This is a genomic window from Mesorhizobium sp. L103C105A0 (genome assembly GCF_000502215.1).
Lineage (GTDB): Bacteria > Pseudomonadota > Alphaproteobacteria > Rhizobiales > Rhizobiaceae > Mesorhizobium.
The window spans coordinates 322,271-342,055 of sequence record NZ_AYXF01000005.1; the positions used below are offsets into that span (position 1 = coordinate 322,271).

Consider the following 19,785-nt stretch of genomic DNA (forward strand, 5'->3'; position numbering starts at 1 on the left):
TCACCCTGTCCCCGTTCCCGAGCGCAGCTCTTCTCTGCCCTCGTCGTCGCGGCTGAGCCTGGCGTCCGAGATCAGCACCACCGGGCATTGGCAGCGCTGCAGCACGCCGGTGGTCGTCTCGCCGAAGAAGAGTTCCTCGCCAGGGCGCCGCGCCACGCCCATGACGATCAGCGCCGCCCCCCTGCCGGCCTGGCGGGCAATGGCATCGGCGGCGGCGGCCCGGCTGCGGATGGCCGTCTCGATCTCGACGCCATAGCGGTCGGCTAGTGCGACGGTATCCTTCAGCACCGCCTCCCTGCGGCGATGCGAGACAGTGTCGCGCGGTTCGTCGCGGCCGACGCGCGCGACATAAAGTATCTTGACCCGCGCACCCGTGACCGCTGCAATCGCCAGCGCCATTTCGGCACCCCGGCGGGCGATCGCGGTGCCGTTGACCGGAACCAGAATCTTCCCGCCTTCAGGTCCTAGCCTTGGCATCTGGCGGCCGGCGCCGGTCGCCTTCAGCACCAGGCATAGCGGGCCCTCGAAGGCGCCGGCGATCTCGTTGATGCGGCGGGCAAACCCACCTTTCGACGTGACCGCGCGGCCGAGCCCGATCAGCAGCAGCCCATAGCCTTTGCGCGCCTCCTTGGCAACCGTTTCGGCCGAAAGCTCGGCCTCGTGGCGCCGCGTGACAGGCGCCGCGCGGGCCAGCTCCTCGTCCGAACTCCTGGCGGCCTCGCGGCTGTCCTCGGCACCCTTTTCGATCGGCTCGAGCTTCGCATCCGTGCCGGGCTCGGCCTCCTCCCCCTCGCCTCGGGCATGCAGCACCGTCGTCGGCCTGCCGGCGCCCACGACTCCTGCGAGGTAAGCAGCAAAGCGGCCGACAACGCCCTCATCGGTCACCACCAGCAGTCGTTCCAGATTGGCGATGAAGCCGCGTTGGTCGATCTCCTCGCGCTCCAGACGCTTCTTCTCGTTCTCGCCCATCGGCAAGCGGCCGAGTGCCCAACGCAAGGTCGGCGGCATGGCGAGCGTGGTGATGACGGCCATGGTCACGATCATGGTGAAAAGATTGTGCGACAGAACGCCGATCGACAGGCCAATAGAGGCGACGATGACTTCGGTCGAGCCGCGCGCGTTCATGCCGCAACCGACGGCGATGCCTTCCTTGCGGCTCATGCCGGCAAGCTCGGCGCCGATGAAGGCGCCGGCGAATTTGCCGAAGCTGGCGATCAGCACCAAAGCGGCCGTGAGTAGCGCAAGCTCGTGGTCGACAAGCACTGTGAGATCCGCCGAAAGGCCGGCGACGCCGAAGAAAACCGGCATGAACAGCGCCATGATGACGCCGCGCAATTGCCCTTCGATATGACGCGACAGGATCGGCGATTCCCCAACCAGTATGCCGGCGACGAAGGCGCCGAGCACGGTGTGGACGCCGATCAGATCGGTGATCAGCGCCATTGCGCCCATGATGGCGAGAATGACGGTGACGACGGCGTATTCGCTGCGGAACGTATCGTTGGTCCAGCGGATGGCGTCGAAGACGATGCGGCGGCCAATCGTGAAGGAAAACCCCATGAAGGCGGCGACGCCGACAATGGTGAAGGCAAGGCTGCCGAGCTCGATGCGCCCCTTGGTGGCGATGCCGATGGTGATGGCGATGATCACCCAGCCGATCGTGTCCTCGATGATGGCCGACGAGACGATGATCTGACCGAGATCGCGGCGCATGAAGTTCATCTCGCGCACCACCATGGCGACGATCTTGACCGAGGAGATCGACAGCGCCGTGCCGAGGAAGAGACCGGCGACAATGCGCTCGGTTCCGTCGGCCAGCAGCGAGGCCGGCATGAACTGCGCGGCGGTGAAGCCGAGCGCGAAAGGCACGGCGACGCCCGCGGCGGAGATGGAAAAGCACGCATGGCCGACCCTGCGCACCAGCCGCAGATCCGTCTCCATCCCGGTGAGCAACAGAAGCATCAACACGCCGAGCTGGGCGATGGCGCTGATCATGCTCTTTTGGGTGGCGTCGCCTGAAAAGATCACGCGTTCTGCTTCCGGCAATAGCCAGCCGAGCAGCGATGGCCCGAGCAGGATGCCGCCGATGAGCTGACCCATCACCGCCGGCTGGCCGAGACGCTCCAGCAACTCGCCGATGCCGCGGCCGACGAGAAGCAGAAGGAGGATTTCGAGAACGAAAATGCCCTCGCTGGACATGCCGGTCTTTTCGGCTGCCAACGATGCGGCCGGCATGAATGCGAAAGCTGCCGCGGCAAGCGCGACCGACCGGCGCCGGTTGACCACGAAGGACATGCACCCCCTCATTGTGCCCGGTATAACGTTTTGAGGGCGAGATCGGTTGCACGCCACGCTCCCTTAGCGCGCCGCAGGTTCCTCCTTACCTGAATCGCATAACGGGCCTATCTGACTGCGGATAAACCGCCGAGACCCGGGCCGGCGACGGAACATTTTCAACCGATTGCGCGTTGCGCGGATGGGGATGACCGGCGTCGTTTCGGCCGGCCATGGCGTTGGGAGGCGAGTGGCAAGGGATGTCCCAGGTCAAGACCGTGAAAACCGACGAAGCGGCTGCAGCGCCGCGGGCCTCTGATGCGTTCGCGCTGAAGCTCACCTCATCGGAATTCGTGGCCACCATGTCGCATTTCCACCGCGCCGAAATCGCCCGCATGGCCGGCTGGCGCGACCGGCTGGACCGTACCAGCAACTGGGCGATTACTGTCGTCGCCGCCATGCTCTCAGTCTCACTCTCGACGCCCAGCGCCCATCACGGGGTGCTGCTCTTTGCCATGCTGCTGACCACGCTGCTGCTATGGATCGAGGCGCGGCGCTATCGTTTCTTCGATGTCTACCGGGCCAGGGTGCGCCAGTTCGAGCGCTATTATTTCGCGCAGATCTTCTCGCCGCAGCCCGACTACGCCTCCAACTGGCTGGCCATCGTCGGCGAAGGCCTGCGTTCGCCGCGCTTCCTGATCTCGCAACGCGCGGCGTTGGTGCGCCGGCTGCGCCGCAACTACATTTTCATGTACACGATCCTGATGCTGGCGTGGGTGCTGAAGATCACGACGCCCAGTCTGCAGCGCGAAGGGTCGCCGATAGGCTTGGGCGCGTCATTTCTCGACGCCGCGCGCGTGGCGCAGCTCGGCCCGGTTCCAGGCATCTATGTCGTGTGCATGGTCGGGCTGTTCTATGTCGGCCTGCTCGCAGCCGCTTTCCTCATCTCAAGCGACGAGGGCGAGCTTTCGCATGGCACCGTGCATGTCTGAGAGCGGCCTCGAAAAGCGCAATCTGCCGCGGTGATCTTCAGCAGACATTGTCGACCAACAGAGCGGTCGCTTCCGACCGGCTTGCGGCTTCCTCAACCGGAAGCCGTGCGCGATGGCGCTTGTAGGCGGTGAGCGCGATGACCAGCACGCAGCATACGGCGTTCAGCCAGTTGATCGCCGCCAGAGCGGGATCGTTCAGATTGATGTGGGCGTAGAGTCCCGTCGTGGCGTTGGCGCCTGTCCACAACAGCCAGGTCGCGTAGGAAATCGCCGACGCCCCGTGCCTGTCCCGGGCCACCCGCACGATCTGCGGCAGGTAGGACACCACGCGCAAGCCATTGAAAATAGTGAAGAGATAAAAAGACAGATCTGCAAGTGTCATCCGAAACCCCTGTCATGGCCGGACGTCCCATAGCGTTCCTTGCAGTGGCGGCATGTGAGCCCGTTCACATGCCGGCTTTGATTTTCCTGTTGCGGCCCGGCACCCGGATTCTTTCGCCATGTGGGCGTTCGCCGTGAGCCAGCCCGACGAGGTCGACATGAACCAGATCCTGTTTCGGCCGACGGCGCGGGAGTACTAAACAGATCTCGTGCTTGGGCAAAGTTCGGGTTGACCGCTGCCAAGAGCGCGGCGACTATCCCTGCAACGTGCAGGAGGACATGAGAATGGACGAACCCGATCGCTGGCGGCACATGGCGAGCGCGCCCAAGGACGGCAGCCGCATCCTGGTCACGGTCAGGCCATCGGAACAGGGGCCGGCCGAGGTCGACCTCGCTTACTGGTCGCGCGCCGACCAGTTCGGCACGGAGGGCTGGCGCTCTTCCGATTCGTCGCCAGGACGGGTGATCGAATACCCCGAACCGGAGTTAAAATGCTGGATGCCGCTGCCGACGGCCAATCTGAGCCGGGCTTCAATGCCAAGTCCGTGGCAAGGCGAAGACGTCCCGCTGCTCGACGGCTCCGGGATATGATCTCGGCGGGATGACCGTAGGAAATATGCTGCCGGCCCAATATTTGACGGCCTTACTTCGGCCGACGCACTGATCGCACCATGCCGCCGGGGCCGCTGCCGCAGAAGAAGCGGTCGCCGCCGTCGGATTCGAGCCCGGAAACGCCCACCCCTGCCGGCATGTCGAGCCGTTCCAGCACCTTTCCGCTTTGCGGATCGACGCGCCGGACATCGCTCTGGTCGCCTTCCCAGGTGCCGTGCCAGAGCTCGCCATCGACCCAGGTCACTCCGGTGACGAAGCGGTTTGAGTCGATGGTCCGCAGGATTTTCCCGGTCTCGGGATCGATCTGGTGGATCTTGCGCTCCCGGTTTTGCCCCACCCAGAGCGTGCCCTCGGCCCAGGTCATGCCGGAATCGCGGCCTGCGCCGGGCGCCGGGATGATGGAGAGCACCTTGCCGGTATCCGGGTCGATCTTCTGGATGCGGTCCCCGGCGAGCTGAAACAGATGTCGGCCGTCATAGGCGGTGCCGGCATGGGCGGCGACATCGATCGAGCGCAGCGTCTCACCGCTTGCCGGATCGAAGGCGGTCAGCCGCTCGCCCGTCGCAAACCAGACATTCTGTCCGTCGAAGCTCACGCCGTGCACGGTGTCGACATCAGGAAAGGGCCCGTATTCGCGCAGGATTTCCGCTGCTGAATGTTTCATGTCCTGGTCCTCGATCATGGTCACCTTTCCTAGCCGTTCGGCAGCGGCGACGGGAGTAACAAGGTGGTCGTGAAACCAGCGACCGGTGGCGTCATCCAGCGCCGCGCCCGGCCGTGGCCGAAGGACTGCACTTTGCCGGTCTCGGCCAACTGCTCGAGCGCCCGCTGTACGCTGCGCTGTCCGGCGCCCAGCGCCAGCGCCAACGCCGAGCTGGCCCAGGATTCACCATCAGCCAGGAAGGCCAGCACCGCGGCGTGCCGCTCCTCGATCGGCCGCGCCAGCACCGCCACGGAGCCTGCTTCGCGCGGCTTTAGCGCAAAGCCCTGGCTGGTCGCGCCTATGCCCGCCAGCGGCCGCAATTCGGCGCGCAGCCGGCCGATCTCGACCCGCAGCCTGGCGCGATGCGATTCATCGGCATGCCGGCCGCCAAAGGCGCGGGCAATCAGCGTCGCCCTCGGCACATCCGCCGGCCAGGCTTCGGCAAGCGCGCGCGCCAGCGCAAACAGCACCGGCCTCGTTGCCAGCGAGATCGTTGTTTCCTGCTTGTGCACGATATAGCGGAACGTATCGACGACCAGCGCGCGCGACGCCTGCAGCGCTTCGACCTCTTCGAGCAACAGCGGATGCTCCTCGCCGCCTGCGATCAGCCGCGCCGCCGGCGTCTCCAGCGCCAGGAAGGCGCTGTCGACCTCCGCCATGAGACCCGGAATGCCGGCCCGGCGGGCGGCATGGCGCGCCCACTCAAGGGCTGCGCGCGCGGCCTTCGTCTTCAGGCGCCGCATGGCGATGCCGGCAACCGCGAGTTCATGCGCGGCGCGTGAGGCCGGCGGAAGCGGCGACGGATCGAGCCCAGCCAGCACGTCTTCAGCCTCGTCGAGGCGGCCGATCAGCAGCAGGCGGCGCACTTTGAGATGCCCGGCATGCGCCGCGTTCAGCCGGTCGCCATGCTTTTCCAATGTCGACCGCGCCGCGTCGAGCGCCTTGGACGGCCAGCCGAGATCACGCGAAACAAGTGCGATCTCGGCTTCGGCGACAACGCACCTGGCGCGCGCCACCGCCTCCTTTGGACCGAAGGCACGGCCGGCCCTACGCAACAGTACTTTGGCGCGATGGAAATCGCCGAGCTGCGCCATGGCAATGCCGCGCAACGCCAGCGCCGGGGCATCCTCGCGCAAGGCGACGCGGTCGAGTGCCGCCAGCGGATTGCCCGCCGCCAGCGCCAGCCCTGCCGCGGTGATCAGCGAGTCCATGCAAATCCCGTCACATTTGTAACTCCCACCGCTCCCCTTAATCGGCCCTAACTTAAGTCACCACCGCCAAGCAGCAAGCCGCGGACGGCGACCTAGCCATCTGGACTGGTTGAAGACGCCCAGGCCTGCGTTGACGGCAATATTCGCATTCGCTAGCCTGAGCATCTCAGACAGTCGTGTTAAGCTTCTCAATAAGGAAAAACCGACCATGCCTGCTTCCGAGGACTTCGAGCCCACCGTGCGGCCTCGCCACCCCTGCTGCGGTGGCCCGCCTGCAAATGCCGTCACATTTGTAACTCCGCCCTCGCCGCCTCGCGGCCCTAGCCTGCCTCACGATCAACAGGCAACGACAAGCCACAACGGCTCAACAACTGGCAAAGGAAACAAGCAATGACCAAGCACGTGGCAATGAAGACCCCACCGGTCGTTTCAAGGCAGGAATGGGAAGCCGAGCGCGAAAAGATGCTGGTGAAGGAAAAGGCAACGATGCGCGCCAGGGACGCGCTGTCGGCCGAGCGCCGGCGCATGCCATGGATGGAAGTAGACAAGCCCTATGTGTTTGAAGGTCCCAACGGCAAAGCGAGCCTGCTCGATTTGTTCGAGGGCCGGCGCCAGTTGATCGTCTACCGCGCCTTCTACGAACCCGGCGTCCACGGCTGGCCCGAACATGCCTGCCGCGGCTGTTCGCTCGGCGCCGACCAGGTCGGCCATCTCGCCCATCTCAACGCCCGCAACACCACGCTTGCCTATGCCTCCCGCGCGCCGCAGGCCGACATTGCCAGCTTGAAGCAGCGGATGGGTTGGGAGATGCCCTGGTACACAATCACCGACAGTTTCGACAAGGATTTCGGCGTCGACGAATGGCACGGCCACAACGTGTTCATCCAGGACGGCAAGAAAGTGTATCGCACCTACTTCATCAACAACCGCGGCGACGAGCAGATGGGCACGGTCTGGAGCTACCTCGACGCAACGCCGCTCGGCCGCCAGGAAATCTGGGAGGATTCGCCCGAAGGCTATCCGCAGACCGAGCTCTACAGCTGGTGGAACTGGCACGACAATTACGACGCCGCACCCGACAAGACGTGGGAGGAAGTGTCGGCGGCCGGCGAAGCCGCGTTCCGCAACAAGGACGGCAAGTAAGGACCTGGAGCGGCGCCCATCCAGCTTGGTTTCCTGTCCCTCACGGGACAGGAAACCCGGGCATTGATCATCAAGGGATTACGACCATGAGCGATATCGGCACAGGGACCGACAGTGAGGTCCCTAAACGCTCCGATGCAGTTTCTCTCCGCACCGCCGACTGGCTGTGCCTCGCCGCGGCCCCTGTTTTCGCCGTGATGGCGCTGCTTACCTGCATTCACGCTGGCGACGGCGTCATGTCGTGCCTGGGGGCCGATGCCTCCCCGCTCACCGGCATGCCGCTGATGTATCTCTTGATGAGCGCCGTCCATCTGGCGCCTTGGCTGCGCGTGATTTCCGGCCGGCCGGTCCGGCGATAGGCTGGACCGCCGCCGCCATGCTAACGCTCTTTACGTCGGAGAGAGACTATGAAGCTGGTCAGGCTGAGAGCGCCGGGCGGGTTGGACAAGCTCGACCTGGTCGAGGTGGATCAGCCCCGGCCTGGGCCGGGAGAAATGCTGGTCAGGATTCGCGCCTGCGCGCTGAACATGCGCGACGATTTCGCCGTACAAGGCAAGGTGCCGCTCGCCGAAGGCCGCGTGCCGCTGTCGGATGGCGCCGGCGAGGTGATCGCGATCGGTGACGGCGTCGACACGTTCAAGCCGGGCGACAGCGTCGTCAGTGTTTTCTACCCCTGGTGGCTGGCCGGCGACATGAGATCCGATACAAGCCGCGACATTCCCGGAGACAGTTTCGACGGCTTCGCCAGCGAGTATGTGTGCATGCCGGCGCACGCATTCACCAGGGCGCCGGCGGGCTATACGCATCTCGAGGCGGCAACGCTGACCTGCACGGGCGTCACCGCCTGGCGCGGGCTGGTGACATGCGGCAAGGTAAAGCCCGGCGACACGGTGCTGATCCTTGGCACCGGCAGCGTGTCATTGTTTGCGCTGCAATTTGCCAAGGCCGCCGGCGCAAGGGTCATCGCCACCTCGTCCGATGAAGGGAAGCTGGAGAAGCTCAGACGACTCGGGGCCGACAGCGTCATCAACTACAAGGCGGTGCCGCAGTGGGGCGGCAGGGCCAGGGAACTGACGGACGGACGCGGCGTCGATCATGTGATCGAGGTCGGCGGACCGGCGACGCTGGCGCAGTCGATAGCGGCCTGCCGGACAGGCGGGCATATCGCACTCATCGGCGTCCTGACCGGCTTTGCAGCAGAAGTTTCAATCCCGGCGCTGTTTTCAAACCAGATCCGCATCAGCGGAATTTCCATCGGCAGCAAAGCCGACCAGCAGGACATGATCCGTGCGATAGAGGTCAACCGCCTGAAGCCTGTCATCGACAGCAGCTTTCCACTGCAGGATATCGCCGCCGCCTTCAGGCACTACGAAGCGCAAAGGCATTTCGGCAAGGTCTGCCTCGAGCTTTAGATCCTGCGATCGGCATTCCTACCCAGCGGCCGGCGCCAGCGTCCCGCTTGCCATCAGGCCCCAGAGCTGATCGGCGGTCAGCTGTTTGGCCGAGCCGTCGTAAGCCACCCTGCCGAGGCTGAGCACGACGATCCTGTCGGCCAGCGCCCTGACCGTCGACAGGTCGTGCGTGACCAGGATGACGCCGGTGCCGCTGGCGGCGATCGAACGGATCAGCTTGACGACCTGCGCGGTCTGCTTGACGCCGAGCGCGGCGGTAGGCTCGTCGAGGCAGATCAGCTTGACGTGATCGGCAAGCGCGCGGGCAATGGCGATGGACTGCCGCTGGCCGCCCGACAGCGAGCGCACCAGAACGTTTTCGTCGCGAAGCGTGACGCCCAGCGCGGCAAGCCGGGCACGACACTGCTCGGCGGCCTTTCGGTCGTCGCGAACCGGGAAGACACCGAGCCAACGCCGCGTTTCCTCACGCCCGAGGATCATATTGTGGGCGACGCTGAGGTTCGGGCAGAGCGCCAAATCCTGATAGACGGTCTCCAGGCCGGCGCCGCGTGCATCCTGCGGGCTCCTGAAGGAAATCGGCTGGCCCTCGAGGGTCATCGCGCCGGCATCGGGCTGGATGGCGCCCGAAATAATCTTCACCAGCGTCGACTTGCCGGCGCCATTGTCGCCGAGCAGACAGACGATCTCGCCTTTGCCGACCGTGAAACTCGCCTCTTCCAATGCCGTCAGCGCGCCGTAGGATTTGCGGGCGCCGGCAATCGAGAATGCCGGACCTTGCGGGGCCTCTCCATTGCCCTCCGTCACGGCAGGGCCGGCCGAGGCGACGGCACCATTGTCCGCCACCGTGAAGTTGGTCGCGGCGGCCCGAGCGCGCCGGCCGCGAAAACCGATCGCAGCCTGGTCGGCCACCAACGCCAGCAACAGCATGCTTCCCACCGAAATGGATTGCCACCATGATTGCAGGCCGACGAAGATCAGTCCTGCATTGAGGATGCCGATGGTGGCAACGCCGATGGCGATGCCGAGCGGCCGGCCGGAGCCGCCGGAAAAAGCGACGCCGCCAAGGATCGCGGCGGTGAGCACGTCGAGCTCGAAGCGAACGCCGATGGTCGGCGTGATGCTGCCGAGACGACCGGCGATCAGAACCGAGACCAGGCCGATCAGCAAGCCATTGGCGGCGTAGAGGCCAACCACCGTGCGCCCCACCGGAATGCCGCAGAGTTCGGCTGCGCGCGGGTCGCCGCCTATGGCGTAGAGCCTCAAGCCGGTGACCGTGCTGGTCAAGATAAAGGCTCCGATGACAAAGACAGATGCGGCGATGATCACGGTGTACTGGATGCCGAAGATCTTGCCCCGCCCCAATTCGAGCAGAGCCTCGGGAAAACCATAGACCGCGGTGCTGGAGACGACGAAGGCAAGGCCGCCATAGAGCGCCAGCATCGCCAGCGTGACGATCAACGGCGAGATGCTCAGCCTGCGCACCAGCAGACCGTTGAGCAGACCGAGCAAAAGGCCGAGACCCAGGCCGACGCAGATTGCCAGCGGCGCGCTCTGCGTCGCCACCGCAACCTTGGCAGTGATGATGCCGATCAAGGCGACCATGCTGCCGATGGAGAGGTCGACATAGCCGGCGATCAGCAGCGCGGAGGTGCCGAGCACGGCGATCAGGATCGAGGTCGAGTTGACGCCGATGACGACGAAATTGTCGAGGCTGAAGAACGATTTGTTCAACAGCGAGAAGGCGATGATCAAGCCCAGCGCGACCAGCGCCAGCCCGATGCGGCCAGACGCTTCGCCCGGCGCCTTGACGCCCGGCAGCAAGGATGAAAACCGGCCCGTTTGCAGCGGTGTCGTCCCCGTTCGAAGGCTGTCTGTGCTCATGCTTGCCTCTCACTGAAGCGGGCGGTTTCAGGTCAGGCTGAACCGCCCGTATCGCGCGGGAAAAACAGGCGCTACTTTGCCTCGGATGACCAGGGGAAATTCACATACTGGTCGCGCGTATCGTAGCAGATGTTGCCGTACATCCTGAGATAGATATCGCGGCGCTTCGGGTCCTTGTAGACCGCGGCCGGGTCGGCGACATCGGCCTCGTACTGGGCCATGTAGTCGCTGGTCAGCGCCACGGGCAGGATATCCATCGCCTGCGGGATGCTCTTGCCCTCCAGCCAGTCGGCCGCGTGCTGGCCCATGGCATAAGCGAAGACTGGCGACGCCAGGCTGATGCTTGCCTTGTAGGGACCGCCGCCTTTCTTGATCGCGGCGACTGCCTCCGGTTCGCCGTCGATGCCGCCAAGGAACTGGTCCGGCCGCGCCTTGCCCGCCGCTTCCAGGGCAGCCAGCGCGCCGAGCACGACCGTGTCGGCGCCGAGCACGACATCGACGTCGGGATGGGCCTGGAGAATGGTGCTCATCGTGGCAAAGCCGCCTTCCTTGTTGACGGGATTGGGTGAGATGTCGGCGACGATGGTGACATCAGGCATGGCCTTGAAGATGTCGCGCATGGCGGCAAAGCGCGGCGCCAGGAATTCCATGCTGTCATGGGACAGGATGACGACATTGGCCTTGCCGCCGAGCTTGTCCTTTATGTAGGCTGCGGCCGCTTCGGCCAGCACCTTGCCGGTCTCGTATTGCGGCGCATTGAGCAGCGACGTGGCTGGCGGCGGCACGATGGTGCCGACATAGGCGCCCGACCAGATAAGCTCCTGCAGGCTGCGGCTCATGGAGGCCGGGTCCACAGGCGCCGCCACCAGACCGCCGATCTTGGAGGCGAGAAACAATTGCACCTGCTCGACCCCCTTGGCGGCGTCATTGTTGGCAAGCGCGCGGCGATATCCCAGCCCGCGATCCTTGGCGGCGGCGGCCAGGCCGCGGTCGACGCCCTGCATGAATTCACGCTCGTTATCCTGCGCGAAGGCCAGCACCTTGTTCAGGCCGGGCGGTGGGCTGCAGGCCGGCGCCTTCGGATCGAACGGCGCAAATACCGCCGGCTTGGTGAGCCCGGCCGGGCCGTCCTGCGCGCCTGCCAGAATGGTACCGCCCGCGAGCACACCGGCAACGCCGAGCAGCGTCGCCAGCATCATGTTCCTGTCAGATCGCATTTCACTTCCTCCCTGTCGTTGATTGTTGCCGCGCATCGCAAGCCTCGCGGTCGCTACTCTTCCCAGTCTCCCCAGATACCCACCTTCCCGCTCGCAAGTCAAAACTTTTTCCAGTGGAATTAATTAATCAGAGATAGTCGGGTGACTCGCCCACGCGATCACGCCTTGCCGATCAGCGACTGGACGACTTTGGCCAATTCCGTGCCGAGCACGCGATGCGCGTCGCTGTCGAGGTGAATGCCGTCTACCGCGCTCGACTCGACGACATCGCCGGCGTTGAAGAACGCGGCGCCGGCGCGCCGGGCGGCATCACGGAACAAGCCGGCAAAGTGCATCGACTTTGAAGCGCCGCCCAGGAACATCTGGCCGAACCAGTCGACCTCCAGCATCGGCGGCGGCGCAACAATCAGGACCGCGGGCGCCACGCCTGCGGGGCCAGCTTCGCTGCGCAGCACAATTCTGGCCAAGATCTCAATAGAATCAGCGACATCATTCGGCGTTACCGAGAACCTATGCTTGAGATCGTTGGTGCCGAGCATAAGGATGACGAGGTCGAGCGGCATATGCGTTTCCAGGCACACCGGGAGCGATTTGAGCCCGTTCTTGTGGAGACCTTCGATCGGATCGTCGTGCACGGTGGTGCGCCCGCCCTGCCCTTCTTCGATCACATCCCATCCGCTGCCGAGCTGGCGGCGCATGATGCCCGGCCAGCGCCGGTCGGGCGTGAAGCGGTGCCGTCCGACCCGGGCCAGGGTGGGAATGGCGCCATAGGTATTGGAATCGCCAAAGCACATGATGGTCCGGGTCTGCGTCACGGCATTGCTCCTCCAGGCCTGCATACTTTGAACGACAGCGGGCCGGCCGGCGTCAACTACATTTTTCCATCGGGTGGATTTAAATGTTGCCTTGCCAGGCCCGCATTGCTACGTCAGCGCTTTGATCGGCTCGCCTTGCGGCCAAACTCCTTGCGCAGGGGAAAGCGTGACCGGAACCAGCTTCTTCAGTCTCGAAAAGATCGCCGAGGGCCGCAGCGGCGGAACCACGCAGGCCGAGAGCCGCATCTACAACGAACGCCTGATCGTCTCGCTCATCCGCCGGCACGGGCAGCTGGCTAAGACCGATTTGACGCGGCTGACCGGGCTGGCCGCGCAAACCATCACCACCATCGTCAACCGCGCCGCCGACAACAAGCTGCTGCTGCGCCTGGAGCCTTTGCGCGGACGGCTGGGGCAACCCTCGGTTCCCTATGCGTTGAACCCGAAAGCCGCGTACGCCTTCGGCCTCAAGGTCGACCATCGCAGCGCCGATGTCGCCCTGGTCAATTTCGTCGGCGACGTGATGTCGTTCGAACGCACACTGTTCGACTATCCGACGCCCGTCGAGGTGATGAAATTCGCCAAGGGCGCCATCGCGCGCATGTGCCGCAAGCACAGATCGATAGAGCAAGACCGCATCGCGGGTCTTGGCATCGCCTCGCCATTCCATCAGTGGAACCTGAGCGAAGAGGGCGCGGTGCCGGCGAGCAGGCTGGATGCCTGGAGGGAAATCGACATTCGCGCCGAACTGGACCGGGCGTTCGACTGGCCGGTGTTCCTCTACAACGACGCCACGGTGTCGGCCGCGGCCGAACTGATGTTTGGCGCCGGCGGATCGCGCGCCGACTTTCTCTATGCCTATGTCGGGCACTTCATCGGCGGCGGCCTGGTGCTCGATCATCACTTGTTCCCCGGCCGCAACAAGCTGGCCGGGGCGCTAGGCGACATGCCGGTGCCCGCGCCGGGGCGCAGGGGCGACCGGATGACGCCTCTGCTGCGCGTCGCTTCGCTGCATTCGCTGGCCGGCAAGCTCAACGACCAGGACAATGGGGAGAAGGACGCCGGCCGCATCTGGTCGTCGCCCGACGATTGGGGCGACCTTGGAGAGCCGGTCACCGCGTGGATCGATGAGGTTTCGGACGGGCTTGCCTATGCCGCCCGCAGTGCCGTTGCCTTGCTCGACATCGACAATGTGGTGATCGATGGCGCCATACCCAATGGCGTGCGCAAGGAGATCGCCAAGGCCATGCGCAGAAAACTGGCACGTATCCTTGTCGATCGTCCCGAGCCGTTCTCTGTCATCGAGGGGACGTTTGGCCATCTCGGCCCCGTTATCGGCGGCGCCAGCATTCCGCTGCTGGTGAAATATTCGAACGACAAGGAATTGCTCTTCAAGGAATAGGCGCGCAGCCGCCGGCACCAGGCATTCCCCCAAAACAGCGAACTGTGAGACTTGTCACATACCTGCTCGTGAAGCGCGTGCTACTTGCACTCTGCGGTCGGTCGACGCCGAAAGAAATCGCCTGCCATGGTCTGGCGGTGACGGGCCTTTCACTTTATGCTGTGGCAGGTTGCATACTCTCAACGGACCTTGATGCCGCAAGCGGTGTTCTCGTCGGCGTCAGGCCGCGACCAGGAGTTTTGTCATGCTCCGACTTTGCGGATTCATCGCGGCCTTCATCCTTGCCGGCCTCACAAGCTTTGAGGCCTGCGCCGATCGAAGGGTCGCGCTCATCATCGGCAATTCCGATTATCGCGACATCCCGGCGCTGAAGAACCCGGCCAAGGATGCCCAGGACGTATCGGCCACGTTCCGGCTGGCCGGCTTCGAGGTTTTCGTCGCCGAGAACCTCACCAAGCAGCAGTTCGAAGGCCAGTTCCGGGACTATCTTGCCGCCGCCGACGGCGCCGATCTCGCCGTCGTCTACTATTCCGGGCACGGCTTTCAGATCGGCGGCGAGAATTTCCTGATACCCGTCGACGCCTCGTTGAAGAAGGCGGCCGACATCGAGGTCCAGGCCATCAAGCTCAACGACGTGCTGGAGCAGCTGCGCTCGAAGTCGAAGATCCAGGTGATCATCCTCGATGCCTGCCGCAACAACCCCTTCCCGCGCAACAATTACTGGCTGCGCGACCAGCTTGTCACCGCCGGCAATAATGGGCTGGCGCAGGTGCGAAGCTCGCTCAACACGCTGATTGCCTTCGCCACCGAACCAGGTGCGGTCGCCTATGACGGCAGCGGCGACCTGAGCCCGTTTTCATCGGCGTTTTCGCGGCGCGCGCTGGCGCCGAACCAGGAGATCCGAACGGTCATGTCGGCGGTGCGCCGCGATGTCGTGCAGGCCACCAACGGCATGCAGGTGCCATGGGAAAATTCCTCGCTGATCGACGACGTGGTGCTGGTGCGCCGCAACAATCGGCCTTCGCTGCCGCCAGTGCTGGAGAAGGTGGTGCTGTCGGGGGTCGGGCCTGTCGCTCTCGGCCTGCCGGAGCCGGTCGATGTCGATGGCGGCGCCATCAGCATCAGCATCGAACGGCCGCCGGCAATGGGCCGTCTGGTGCTGGACGGCAAAGACGTCGCGGTGGGCGAACCGATTGCCGGCAAGGACCTGCCGCGCCTGCAGATGGATATCCCCAAAGGAGCCGCCACGCAGGACGAGGTGGATATGCTGGCCTACGCCACGCATGACATTTGGGGCGGCGGGAGCCAGGGCATACTCGTATTCCGCGTCAAGAGCGGCGAAGGCGCTGCCGGCCAGCAGATCATGGCTTCGCTCGAGGCCGAGCAGAAACAGCAGGTGCTGGAGCGCGGCATCCACATCACCGGCGCCGCCGAAGCAATCGAGAACCGCAAGCTTGATATTCCCGTCGGCGTCGGCCCGGTCGCGCTCAATCTGGATTTCCCCACCGACGATCCGGCGGTCAGCCTGAAGGTCTCGGGGTATCCGGCAACGGGAACGCTGTCATTGCCTGATCGAACCTTGTCGCCGCAATCCAGCCTTCTGGCCGGTGAAGTCGACCATCTCCGTTACGAGCCGCAGATCGGCGCCGGCGCGCCGGTCGAGGTCGGCTTCGAAATCCGGGCCGACAGCAGCTCGGCTAAGCCCGCGACAATGAAGCTGTCGCCGACGGTCGATGCCTGCGATACCGCCGCCGGCGAGCCTCTCGACCTGCAAGGGGTGGTGCCCGGCCTGCTGCCGAACGAGATCGGCGCCGGTGCGGTGGCAGCCTGCGAGGCGGCCGTGAAAACCTATCCAGACGTCGCCCGCTTCCACTACGAGCTCGGCCGCGCCCTGCTTGCGGCAGGCCAGGTTAGAGAGGCCAGGACAGCCATCGAGGACGCCGCCAAGAAAGGCCATGTGCGCGCCGTCTTCGAACTCGGCTATCTCAACGCAACCGGAACCGGAACGACCATAGACCGCACCCAGGCCAACGCTCTCTACAAGGCTGCCGCAGACAAGGGCGATCCTTACGGCATGACCTCGTGGGGACGCGCGCTGTTCAATGGCTATGGCGTCAACCGCGATACGGCCAAGGGCCTCGACCTGCTGCTCAAGGCGGCGGCCATGGGGCACACCTATGCCATGAACGATCTTGCCGCCATCTTCACCGAGGGCCGCAACGGCGTGCCTGCCGATCCGGCCCGCGCCGTCGCCTTCCTGCAAGCGGGGGTGCAGCGCCAGGACATGTATTCGATGAACCTGCTCGGCCGCAATTACCTGGCCGGCCAGGGCATCGACAAGGATCCGAAGACGGCGCAGGCGTTGTTCCAGCAGGCCACCGATCTTGGCCAGCCCTACGCTCCGGGCAGCCTCGCCCGCATGTACAGGGACGGCGCCGGTGTGCGCCAGGACCCGGCGGAAGCGCAAAGGCTGTTCGAACTGGCGACCACGCGCGGCGATCCGTCGAGCGCCTATGATCGCGCGGCGCTTGAAATGGCGAAAGGCGACAAGGCCGATCAGGCTGTCGCGGTGCGCTTCCTGGCATTCGCCGTCGCGCTCGATCTGCGCAAGGAGCTGCCGGACGCCAAAAAGGGCCTGGCGCAGTTCGGCACCAAGCCGAAAACGGCAGCTTTGGACGCCCTGCGTCGAGAGCTCAAGTCGAAGATTCCCGCGTCCGGTTCGCTGGACACGCAACTGGTCAATGCGGCCCGGGGGGTCTGGGAAGAAGCCAATCCGCGTCGGGATTTGTTCTGAACAATAAGGAGGCCATGGTGGGCAAGGCATTCAAGCAGACATTCATCGGGCAGGCATTCATCGGGATAATTCTATCCGGCGTTCTGGCCGGGCTCATGGGCTGCACCTCGGTGTCGCCGATGTTTGAGCCGGCACCGCCGGTGAAACATCGCAAGGTGGTTCGCGTAGCACCTCAGCCAAAGGTGGTCAGATACAAGAAGGCGACCACCGGCAAAGTGGTGAAGCCGGCCGAGGAGATCCCGCAAAAGCCGCCCGTGATTCCTTCTCTCGGCGGCAGCGGAGGCGGCGGTGGGGCTGGCGGCGGCGGCGGCGGTTGGGGATGAGATCGTCGACCAAGGGCGCTGCACTCAGCGGCCCCAAAGGGTCTTGCTAAGATCCGCATGAGCCTTGGACAACGTCAAGCCGAAATCGTCCATCCCTGTCGCGGCATCGGTTGGCCAGCGGACAATTCGGCGCAGCGCTGCACGGAAAAGGCAGCGGACGAACGCTGCCAGTGCAGAGGCCACGACCGCCGCCGGATCGAGTCTGCGAGCCGCCAATGCCCGATGGGCCTGTTGTGTTTCGAGATAAAGGGCCAGCGCAATATCGTGACGCGATGGTGCGCCAAGCTCCTGCCGGTCGCGCCCGGGGTCGTCATGCCAGATGGGCCACTCGGTCGGGCCAGGGTGATGCACGGTATCCTCCTGCGAAAAGAGATCCAGTGCGAACAATCTCCTCAAGCGCCGTGAGCAACGCGTGGGAACCTGCGTGATGGAATCGTGAAAAGCGCCTCGGCGGCGGAATAAGTGTTGAAATGGAGTGAGCTTGAGCGGATCGTCGTCGCGCTGTGACCGTGGCGGATCCGATGACCGGACCTTATCTTCACCTGCTGGGTGGTTTCGACTTTGCCGGCGTCGGGGCCACGGTTCCAGCCATCAGCCGCAAGGCGCGTGCGATGGTCGCCTATCTCGCGCTGCAGTCGGGGCATTCGCAGTCGCGCGAGAAGCTGGCGACCCTGCTCTGGGGCATCAACAGCGAGGCGCAGGCGCGAATGAGCCTGCGGCAAGCGGTATCGTCTGTCAGGAAGGCCATGCAGACGTGCGGCGGCGGCCGCTTCCTCACCGATGGCAACAGCGTCGCTCTGCATCTCGACGGCCTTGATTTCGACGTCGCGCGGTTCGAGGCGCTGGTCGCCAGCCCGGCACCCGAAGACCTCGAACTGGCGCTCAATGTCTACCGCGGCGACCTGCTCGACGGCTTCGGCCTGAAGGAGGAGCCATTCGAGGACTGGCTGAGGATCGAACGCGAGCGGCTGCGGGCACTGGCCGTCGCGGCGCTCGACAGGCTCGTCGCGCATTATGCAGCGACGAACGATCCTGCCGCATGCGTGCGCGCGGCGGCGCGCCTGCTGGCCATGGACCCGTTGAGGGAGGATGTCCACCGTGCCCTGATGCGCGCCTATGCGGCGCAAGGCAGGACCAATCTCGCGCTGAAGCAATATGAGCACTGCCGCACCGCGCTTCTACGCGATCTCAAGCTGCAGCCGGAGCCGGAGACGCGGCAATTGTTCGAGACGCTGCGCACACGCCGCACAATGGCGCCGGCACGGCCACCCACGACTGATGCGGATGACGCTACCGGCTTCAGCCACGAACTCGCAGCCCCCCCGACCCACTATGTCAAATCGGCCGGGATCAACATCGCGTATCAGGTGACCGGCGACGGTCCGGTCGACCTGATCCATGTGCCGGGATGGGTCTCCAACCTCGACCACGCCTGGGGCTCGCCGCGGCTTTCGCATGTGCACCGGCGGCTCGGCACTTTCTCGCGCCTAATCCGCATGGACAAGCGCGGCACCGGGCTCTCGGACCGCAATGTCGGTCTGCCGACCCTGGAAGAGCGGATGGAAGATGTGCGGGCAGTGCTGGATGCGGTTGGCTCAAAGCGCACGGTGCTTTTCGGCAGCTCCGAGGGCGGCCCGATGTGCATGCTGTTCGCGGCGACCTATCCCGAGCGCACAGCGGCACTCGTGCTCAATGGGGCCTACGCCCGCGGCAGGTGGTCACAAGACTATCCGTGGGCGAAGACAAGCGAGCAGGTGGAAGAGGATCTGGCGATCGTCGAGAAAGAATGGGGAGCGGCGGCGGATATGAGCAACGCGGCGCCCAGTCTGATGAGCGACACGTTCGAGACAGAATGGTTCGCCGCCTATCTCAGGAATTCTGCCTCGCCCGCCGACGCGATCGCCCTGTGGCGCTGGGGAGCCGAAATCGATGTTCGCGACATTCTGCCTGCTGTCCATGTTCCGACACTGATCATGCAGACGACTGGCGACGGCTGGGTGAAGCGGGAAGAAGGACGTTACCTGGCGACGCACATCGAGGGCGCCCGATACATTGAGTTCGCCGGCCGCGACCACGTCATCTGGGGCGAGAATTCCGATCGGATCGTCGACGAGATCCAGGCTTTCGTCACCGGCGCCTTGCCGGCGGCCCCAGGCGAACGGCTGCTTGTGTCGGTGCTGTCCCTCGATATGACGGGCTCGCCTTTCGGCATCGACCCGGCCGAGCGGCACGCCGAAGCGCTCCGTGGCGAACTCCTCGCGGCCGAAGGCAGAGAGATCAGGCGATCGGACGGCAAGGTGCTCGCGGTGTTCCAGCGGCCAACGCGGTCGATCCAGTGCGCGATCGCCATCCGCGATCGCTTGCGGCAATCCGGTGTCGAGGTCCGCTCGGCGGTGCATATCGGCGAGTGCGAGCAGCGGGGCCATCAATTTTCAGGCGCGGCGATCGAACTGTCATCGCGTCTGCTTGACCATGCGCGGCCGGGCGAAATCATCGCATCAAGGACGGTGCGCGATCTCGTGGTCGGCTCCGGCCTGCGGTTCGAGAAGCGTGGCGAAATGGCGGCAAGCGGGCTGCCCGGCGCGTTTCCGTTCTATGCGGTCGATGGTTCGGCTTGAGCCGCTA

At 64.8% G+C, this 19,785-nt stretch carries 17 protein-coding genes and 1 pseudogene; 10 read left to right on the plus strand and 8 right to left on the minus strand.

Translation table 11 applies throughout. The features are described 5' to 3' along the window. Positions 1-2,295, minus strand: coding sequence for a cation:proton antiporter (locus X727_RS147590; RefSeq protein ID WP_023834509.1), 2,295 nt, complete (start codon positions 2,293-2,295; stop codon positions 1-3). 239 nt (positions 2,296-2,534) lie between these two features. On the opposite strand from X727_RS147590, the gene X727_RS147585 reads away from it, so the two are divergent. Beyond that, positions 2,535-3,266, plus strand: a complete 732-nt coding sequence (locus tag X727_RS147585; protein ID WP_023673885.1) for a DUF2270 domain-containing protein — start codon at positions 2,535-2,537, stop codon at positions 3,264-3,266. A gap of 37 nt (positions 3,267-3,303) precedes the next feature. On the opposite strand, the gene X727_RS147580 is transcribed toward X727_RS147585, so the two are convergent. Continuing rightward, positions 3,304-3,648: a PQ-loop domain-containing transporter gene (locus X727_RS147580; RefSeq protein WP_023685493.1), complete on the minus strand. Its 345-nt coding sequence runs from the start codon at positions 3,646-3,648 to the stop codon at positions 3,304-3,306. 106 nt (positions 3,649-3,754) lie between these two features. Here X727_RS147580 and X727_RS1000000169055 point away from each other — a divergent pair. Continuing rightward, positions 3,755-3,847: pseudogene (locus X727_RS1000000169055) on the plus strand (oxidoreductase); the annotation flags it as partial. Between the two features lie 85 nt (positions 3,848-3,932). Next, the gene (locus X727_RS147575) at positions 3,933-4,238 is read left to right on the plus strand and encodes a hypothetical protein (RefSeq protein ID WP_023689804.1); all 306 of its coding nucleotides are present in this window, start codon (positions 3,933-3,935) and stop codon (positions 4,236-4,238) included. 52 nt (positions 4,239-4,290) lie between these two features. On the opposite strand, the gene X727_RS147570 is transcribed toward X727_RS147575, so the two are convergent. Further along, positions 4,291-4,923, minus strand: coding sequence for a PQQ-binding-like beta-propeller repeat protein (locus X727_RS147570; protein WP_023834510.1), 633 nt, complete (start codon positions 4,921-4,923; stop codon positions 4,291-4,293). Positions 4,924-4,952: 29 nt separating this feature from the next. Then, entirely contained in the window at positions 4,953-6,173 is a 1,221-nt protein-coding gene (locus X727_RS147565; protein ID WP_023834511.1) for a hypothetical protein, read from the minus strand. A 390-nt stretch (positions 6,174-6,563) separates the two neighbouring features. Here X727_RS147565 and X727_RS147560 point away from each other — a divergent pair, with 390 nt between their 5' ends. The 3 genes from X727_RS147560 (at position 6,564) to X727_RS147550 (ending at position 8,728) form a co-directional block, all read left to right on the plus strand. Further along, entirely contained in the window at positions 6,564-7,316 is a 753-nt protein-coding gene (locus X727_RS147560) for a thioredoxin family protein (protein WP_023685489.1), read from the plus strand. Between the two features lie 86 nt (positions 7,317-7,402). Beyond that, positions 7,403-7,675, plus strand: coding sequence for a hypothetical protein (locus tag X727_RS147555; RefSeq protein WP_023672530.1), 273 nt, complete (start codon positions 7,403-7,405; stop codon positions 7,673-7,675). Positions 7,676-7,723: 48 nt separating this feature from the next. Further along, positions 7,724-8,728: an NAD(P)-dependent alcohol dehydrogenase gene (locus tag X727_RS147550; protein WP_023672529.1), complete on the plus strand. Its 1,005-nt coding sequence runs from the start codon at positions 7,724-7,726 to the stop codon at positions 8,726-8,728. An 18-nt stretch (positions 8,729-8,746) separates the two neighbouring features. Here X727_RS147550 and X727_RS1000000165645 read toward each other — a convergent pair whose 3' ends face one another. From X727_RS1000000165645 to X727_RS147540, 3 genes are all read right to left on the minus strand, one after another. Beyond that, positions 8,747-10,609 carry an ATP-binding cassette domain-containing protein gene (locus X727_RS1000000165645; protein WP_081726142.1) on the minus strand — a complete coding sequence of 621 codons (1,863 nt, stop codon included), beginning with the start codon at positions 10,607-10,609 and terminating at the stop codon, positions 8,747-8,749. Positions 10,610-10,680: 71 nt separating this feature from the next. Then, positions 10,681-11,826 carry a sugar ABC transporter substrate-binding protein gene (locus X727_RS147545; RefSeq protein ID WP_032886623.1) on the minus strand — a complete coding sequence of 382 codons (1,146 nt, stop codon included), beginning with the start codon at positions 11,824-11,826 and terminating at the stop codon, positions 10,681-10,683. A gap of 158 nt (positions 11,827-11,984) precedes the next feature. Further along, a complete protein-coding gene (locus X727_RS147540) occupies positions 11,985-12,641 on the minus strand; it encodes an SGNH/GDSL hydrolase family protein (RefSeq protein WP_023715137.1) in 657 nt (218 codons plus the stop codon). Positions 12,642-12,807: 166 nt separating this feature from the next. On the opposite strand from X727_RS147540, the gene X727_RS147535 reads away from it, so the two are divergent. The 3 genes from X727_RS147535 to X727_RS147525 all read left to right on the plus strand — a co-directional run bounded on the left by X727_RS147535 (position 12,808) and on the right by X727_RS147525 (position 17,160). Then, positions 12,808-14,043, plus strand: coding sequence for an ROK family protein (locus X727_RS147535; protein ID WP_023685483.1), 1,236 nt, complete (start codon positions 12,808-12,810; stop codon positions 14,041-14,043). A gap of 244 nt (positions 14,044-14,287) precedes the next feature. Further along, positions 14,288-16,837 (plus strand): caspase family protein, encoded by a 2,550-nt coding sequence (locus X727_RS147530; protein ID WP_023685482.1) that lies wholly within the window; start codon positions 14,288-14,290, stop codon positions 16,835-16,837. 14 nt (positions 16,838-16,851) lie between these two features. Further along, positions 16,852-17,160: a hypothetical protein gene (locus tag X727_RS147525; RefSeq protein ID WP_023685481.1), complete on the plus strand. Its 309-nt coding sequence runs from the start codon at positions 16,852-16,854 to the stop codon at positions 17,158-17,160. Positions 17,161-17,184: 24 nt separating this feature from the next. Here the strand turns inward: X727_RS147525 and X727_RS147520 are convergent, their stop codons facing one another. Continuing rightward, positions 17,185-17,547, minus strand: coding sequence for a hypothetical protein (locus X727_RS147520; RefSeq protein ID WP_023834512.1), 363 nt, complete (start codon positions 17,545-17,547; stop codon positions 17,185-17,187). 134 nt (positions 17,548-17,681) lie between these two features. Between X727_RS147520 and X727_RS1000000166615 the strand changes: the two genes are divergently transcribed. Next, positions 17,682-19,778, plus strand: coding sequence for an alpha/beta fold hydrolase (locus X727_RS1000000166615; RefSeq protein ID WP_023705137.1), 2,097 nt, complete (start codon positions 17,682-17,684; stop codon positions 19,776-19,778). The last annotated feature ends 7 nt before the right edge of the window (positions 19,779-19,785 follow it).

Bases quoted from the DNA above. Each gene is read 5' to 3' on its own strand.
- X727_RS147590 (WP_023834509.1), bottom strand. From the start codon at position 2,295: ATGTCCTTCGTGGTCAACCGGCGCCGGTCGGTCGCGCTTGCCGCGGCA.
- X727_RS147585 (WP_023673885.1), top strand. From the start codon at position 2,535: ATGTCCCAGGTCAAGACCGTGAAAACCGACGAAGCGGCTGCAGCGCCG.
- X727_RS147580 (WP_023685493.1), bottom strand. From the start codon at position 3,648: ATGACACTTGCAGATCTGTCTTTTTATCTCTTCACTATTTTCAATGGC.
- X727_RS147575 (WP_023689804.1), top strand. From the start codon at position 3,933: ATGGACGAACCCGATCGCTGGCGGCACATGGCGAGCGCGCCCAAGGAC.
- X727_RS147570 (WP_023834510.1), bottom strand. From the start codon at position 4,923: ATGAAACATTCAGCAGCGGAAATCCTGCGCGAATACGGGCCCTTTCCT.
- X727_RS147565 (WP_023834511.1), bottom strand. From the start codon at position 6,173: ATGGACTCGCTGATCACCGCGGCAGGGCTGGCGCTGGCGGCGGGCAAT.
- X727_RS147560 (WP_023685489.1), top strand. From the start codon at position 6,564: ATGACCAAGCACGTGGCAATGAAGACCCCACCGGTCGTTTCAAGGCAG.
- X727_RS147555 (WP_023672530.1), top strand. From the start codon at position 7,403: ATGAGCGATATCGGCACAGGGACCGACAGTGAGGTCCCTAAACGCTCC.
- X727_RS147550 (WP_023672529.1), top strand. From the start codon at position 7,724: ATGAAGCTGGTCAGGCTGAGAGCGCCGGGCGGGTTGGACAAGCTCGAC.
- X727_RS1000000165645 (WP_081726142.1), bottom strand. From the start codon at position 10,609: ATGAGCACAGACAGCCTTCGAACGGGGACGACACCGCTGCAAACGGGC.
- X727_RS147545 (WP_032886623.1), bottom strand. From the start codon at position 11,826: ATGCGATCTGACAGGAACATGATGCTGGCGACGCTGCTCGGCGTTGCC.
- X727_RS147530 (WP_023685482.1), top strand. From the start codon at position 14,288: ATGCTCCGACTTTGCGGATTCATCGCGGCCTTCATCCTTGCCGGCCTC.
- X727_RS147525 (WP_023685481.1), top strand. From the start codon at position 16,852: ATGGTGGGCAAGGCATTCAAGCAGACATTCATCGGGCAGGCATTCATC.
- X727_RS1000000166615 (WP_023705137.1), top strand. From the start codon at position 17,682: ATGACCGGACCTTATCTTCACCTGCTGGGTGGTTTCGACTTTGCCGGC.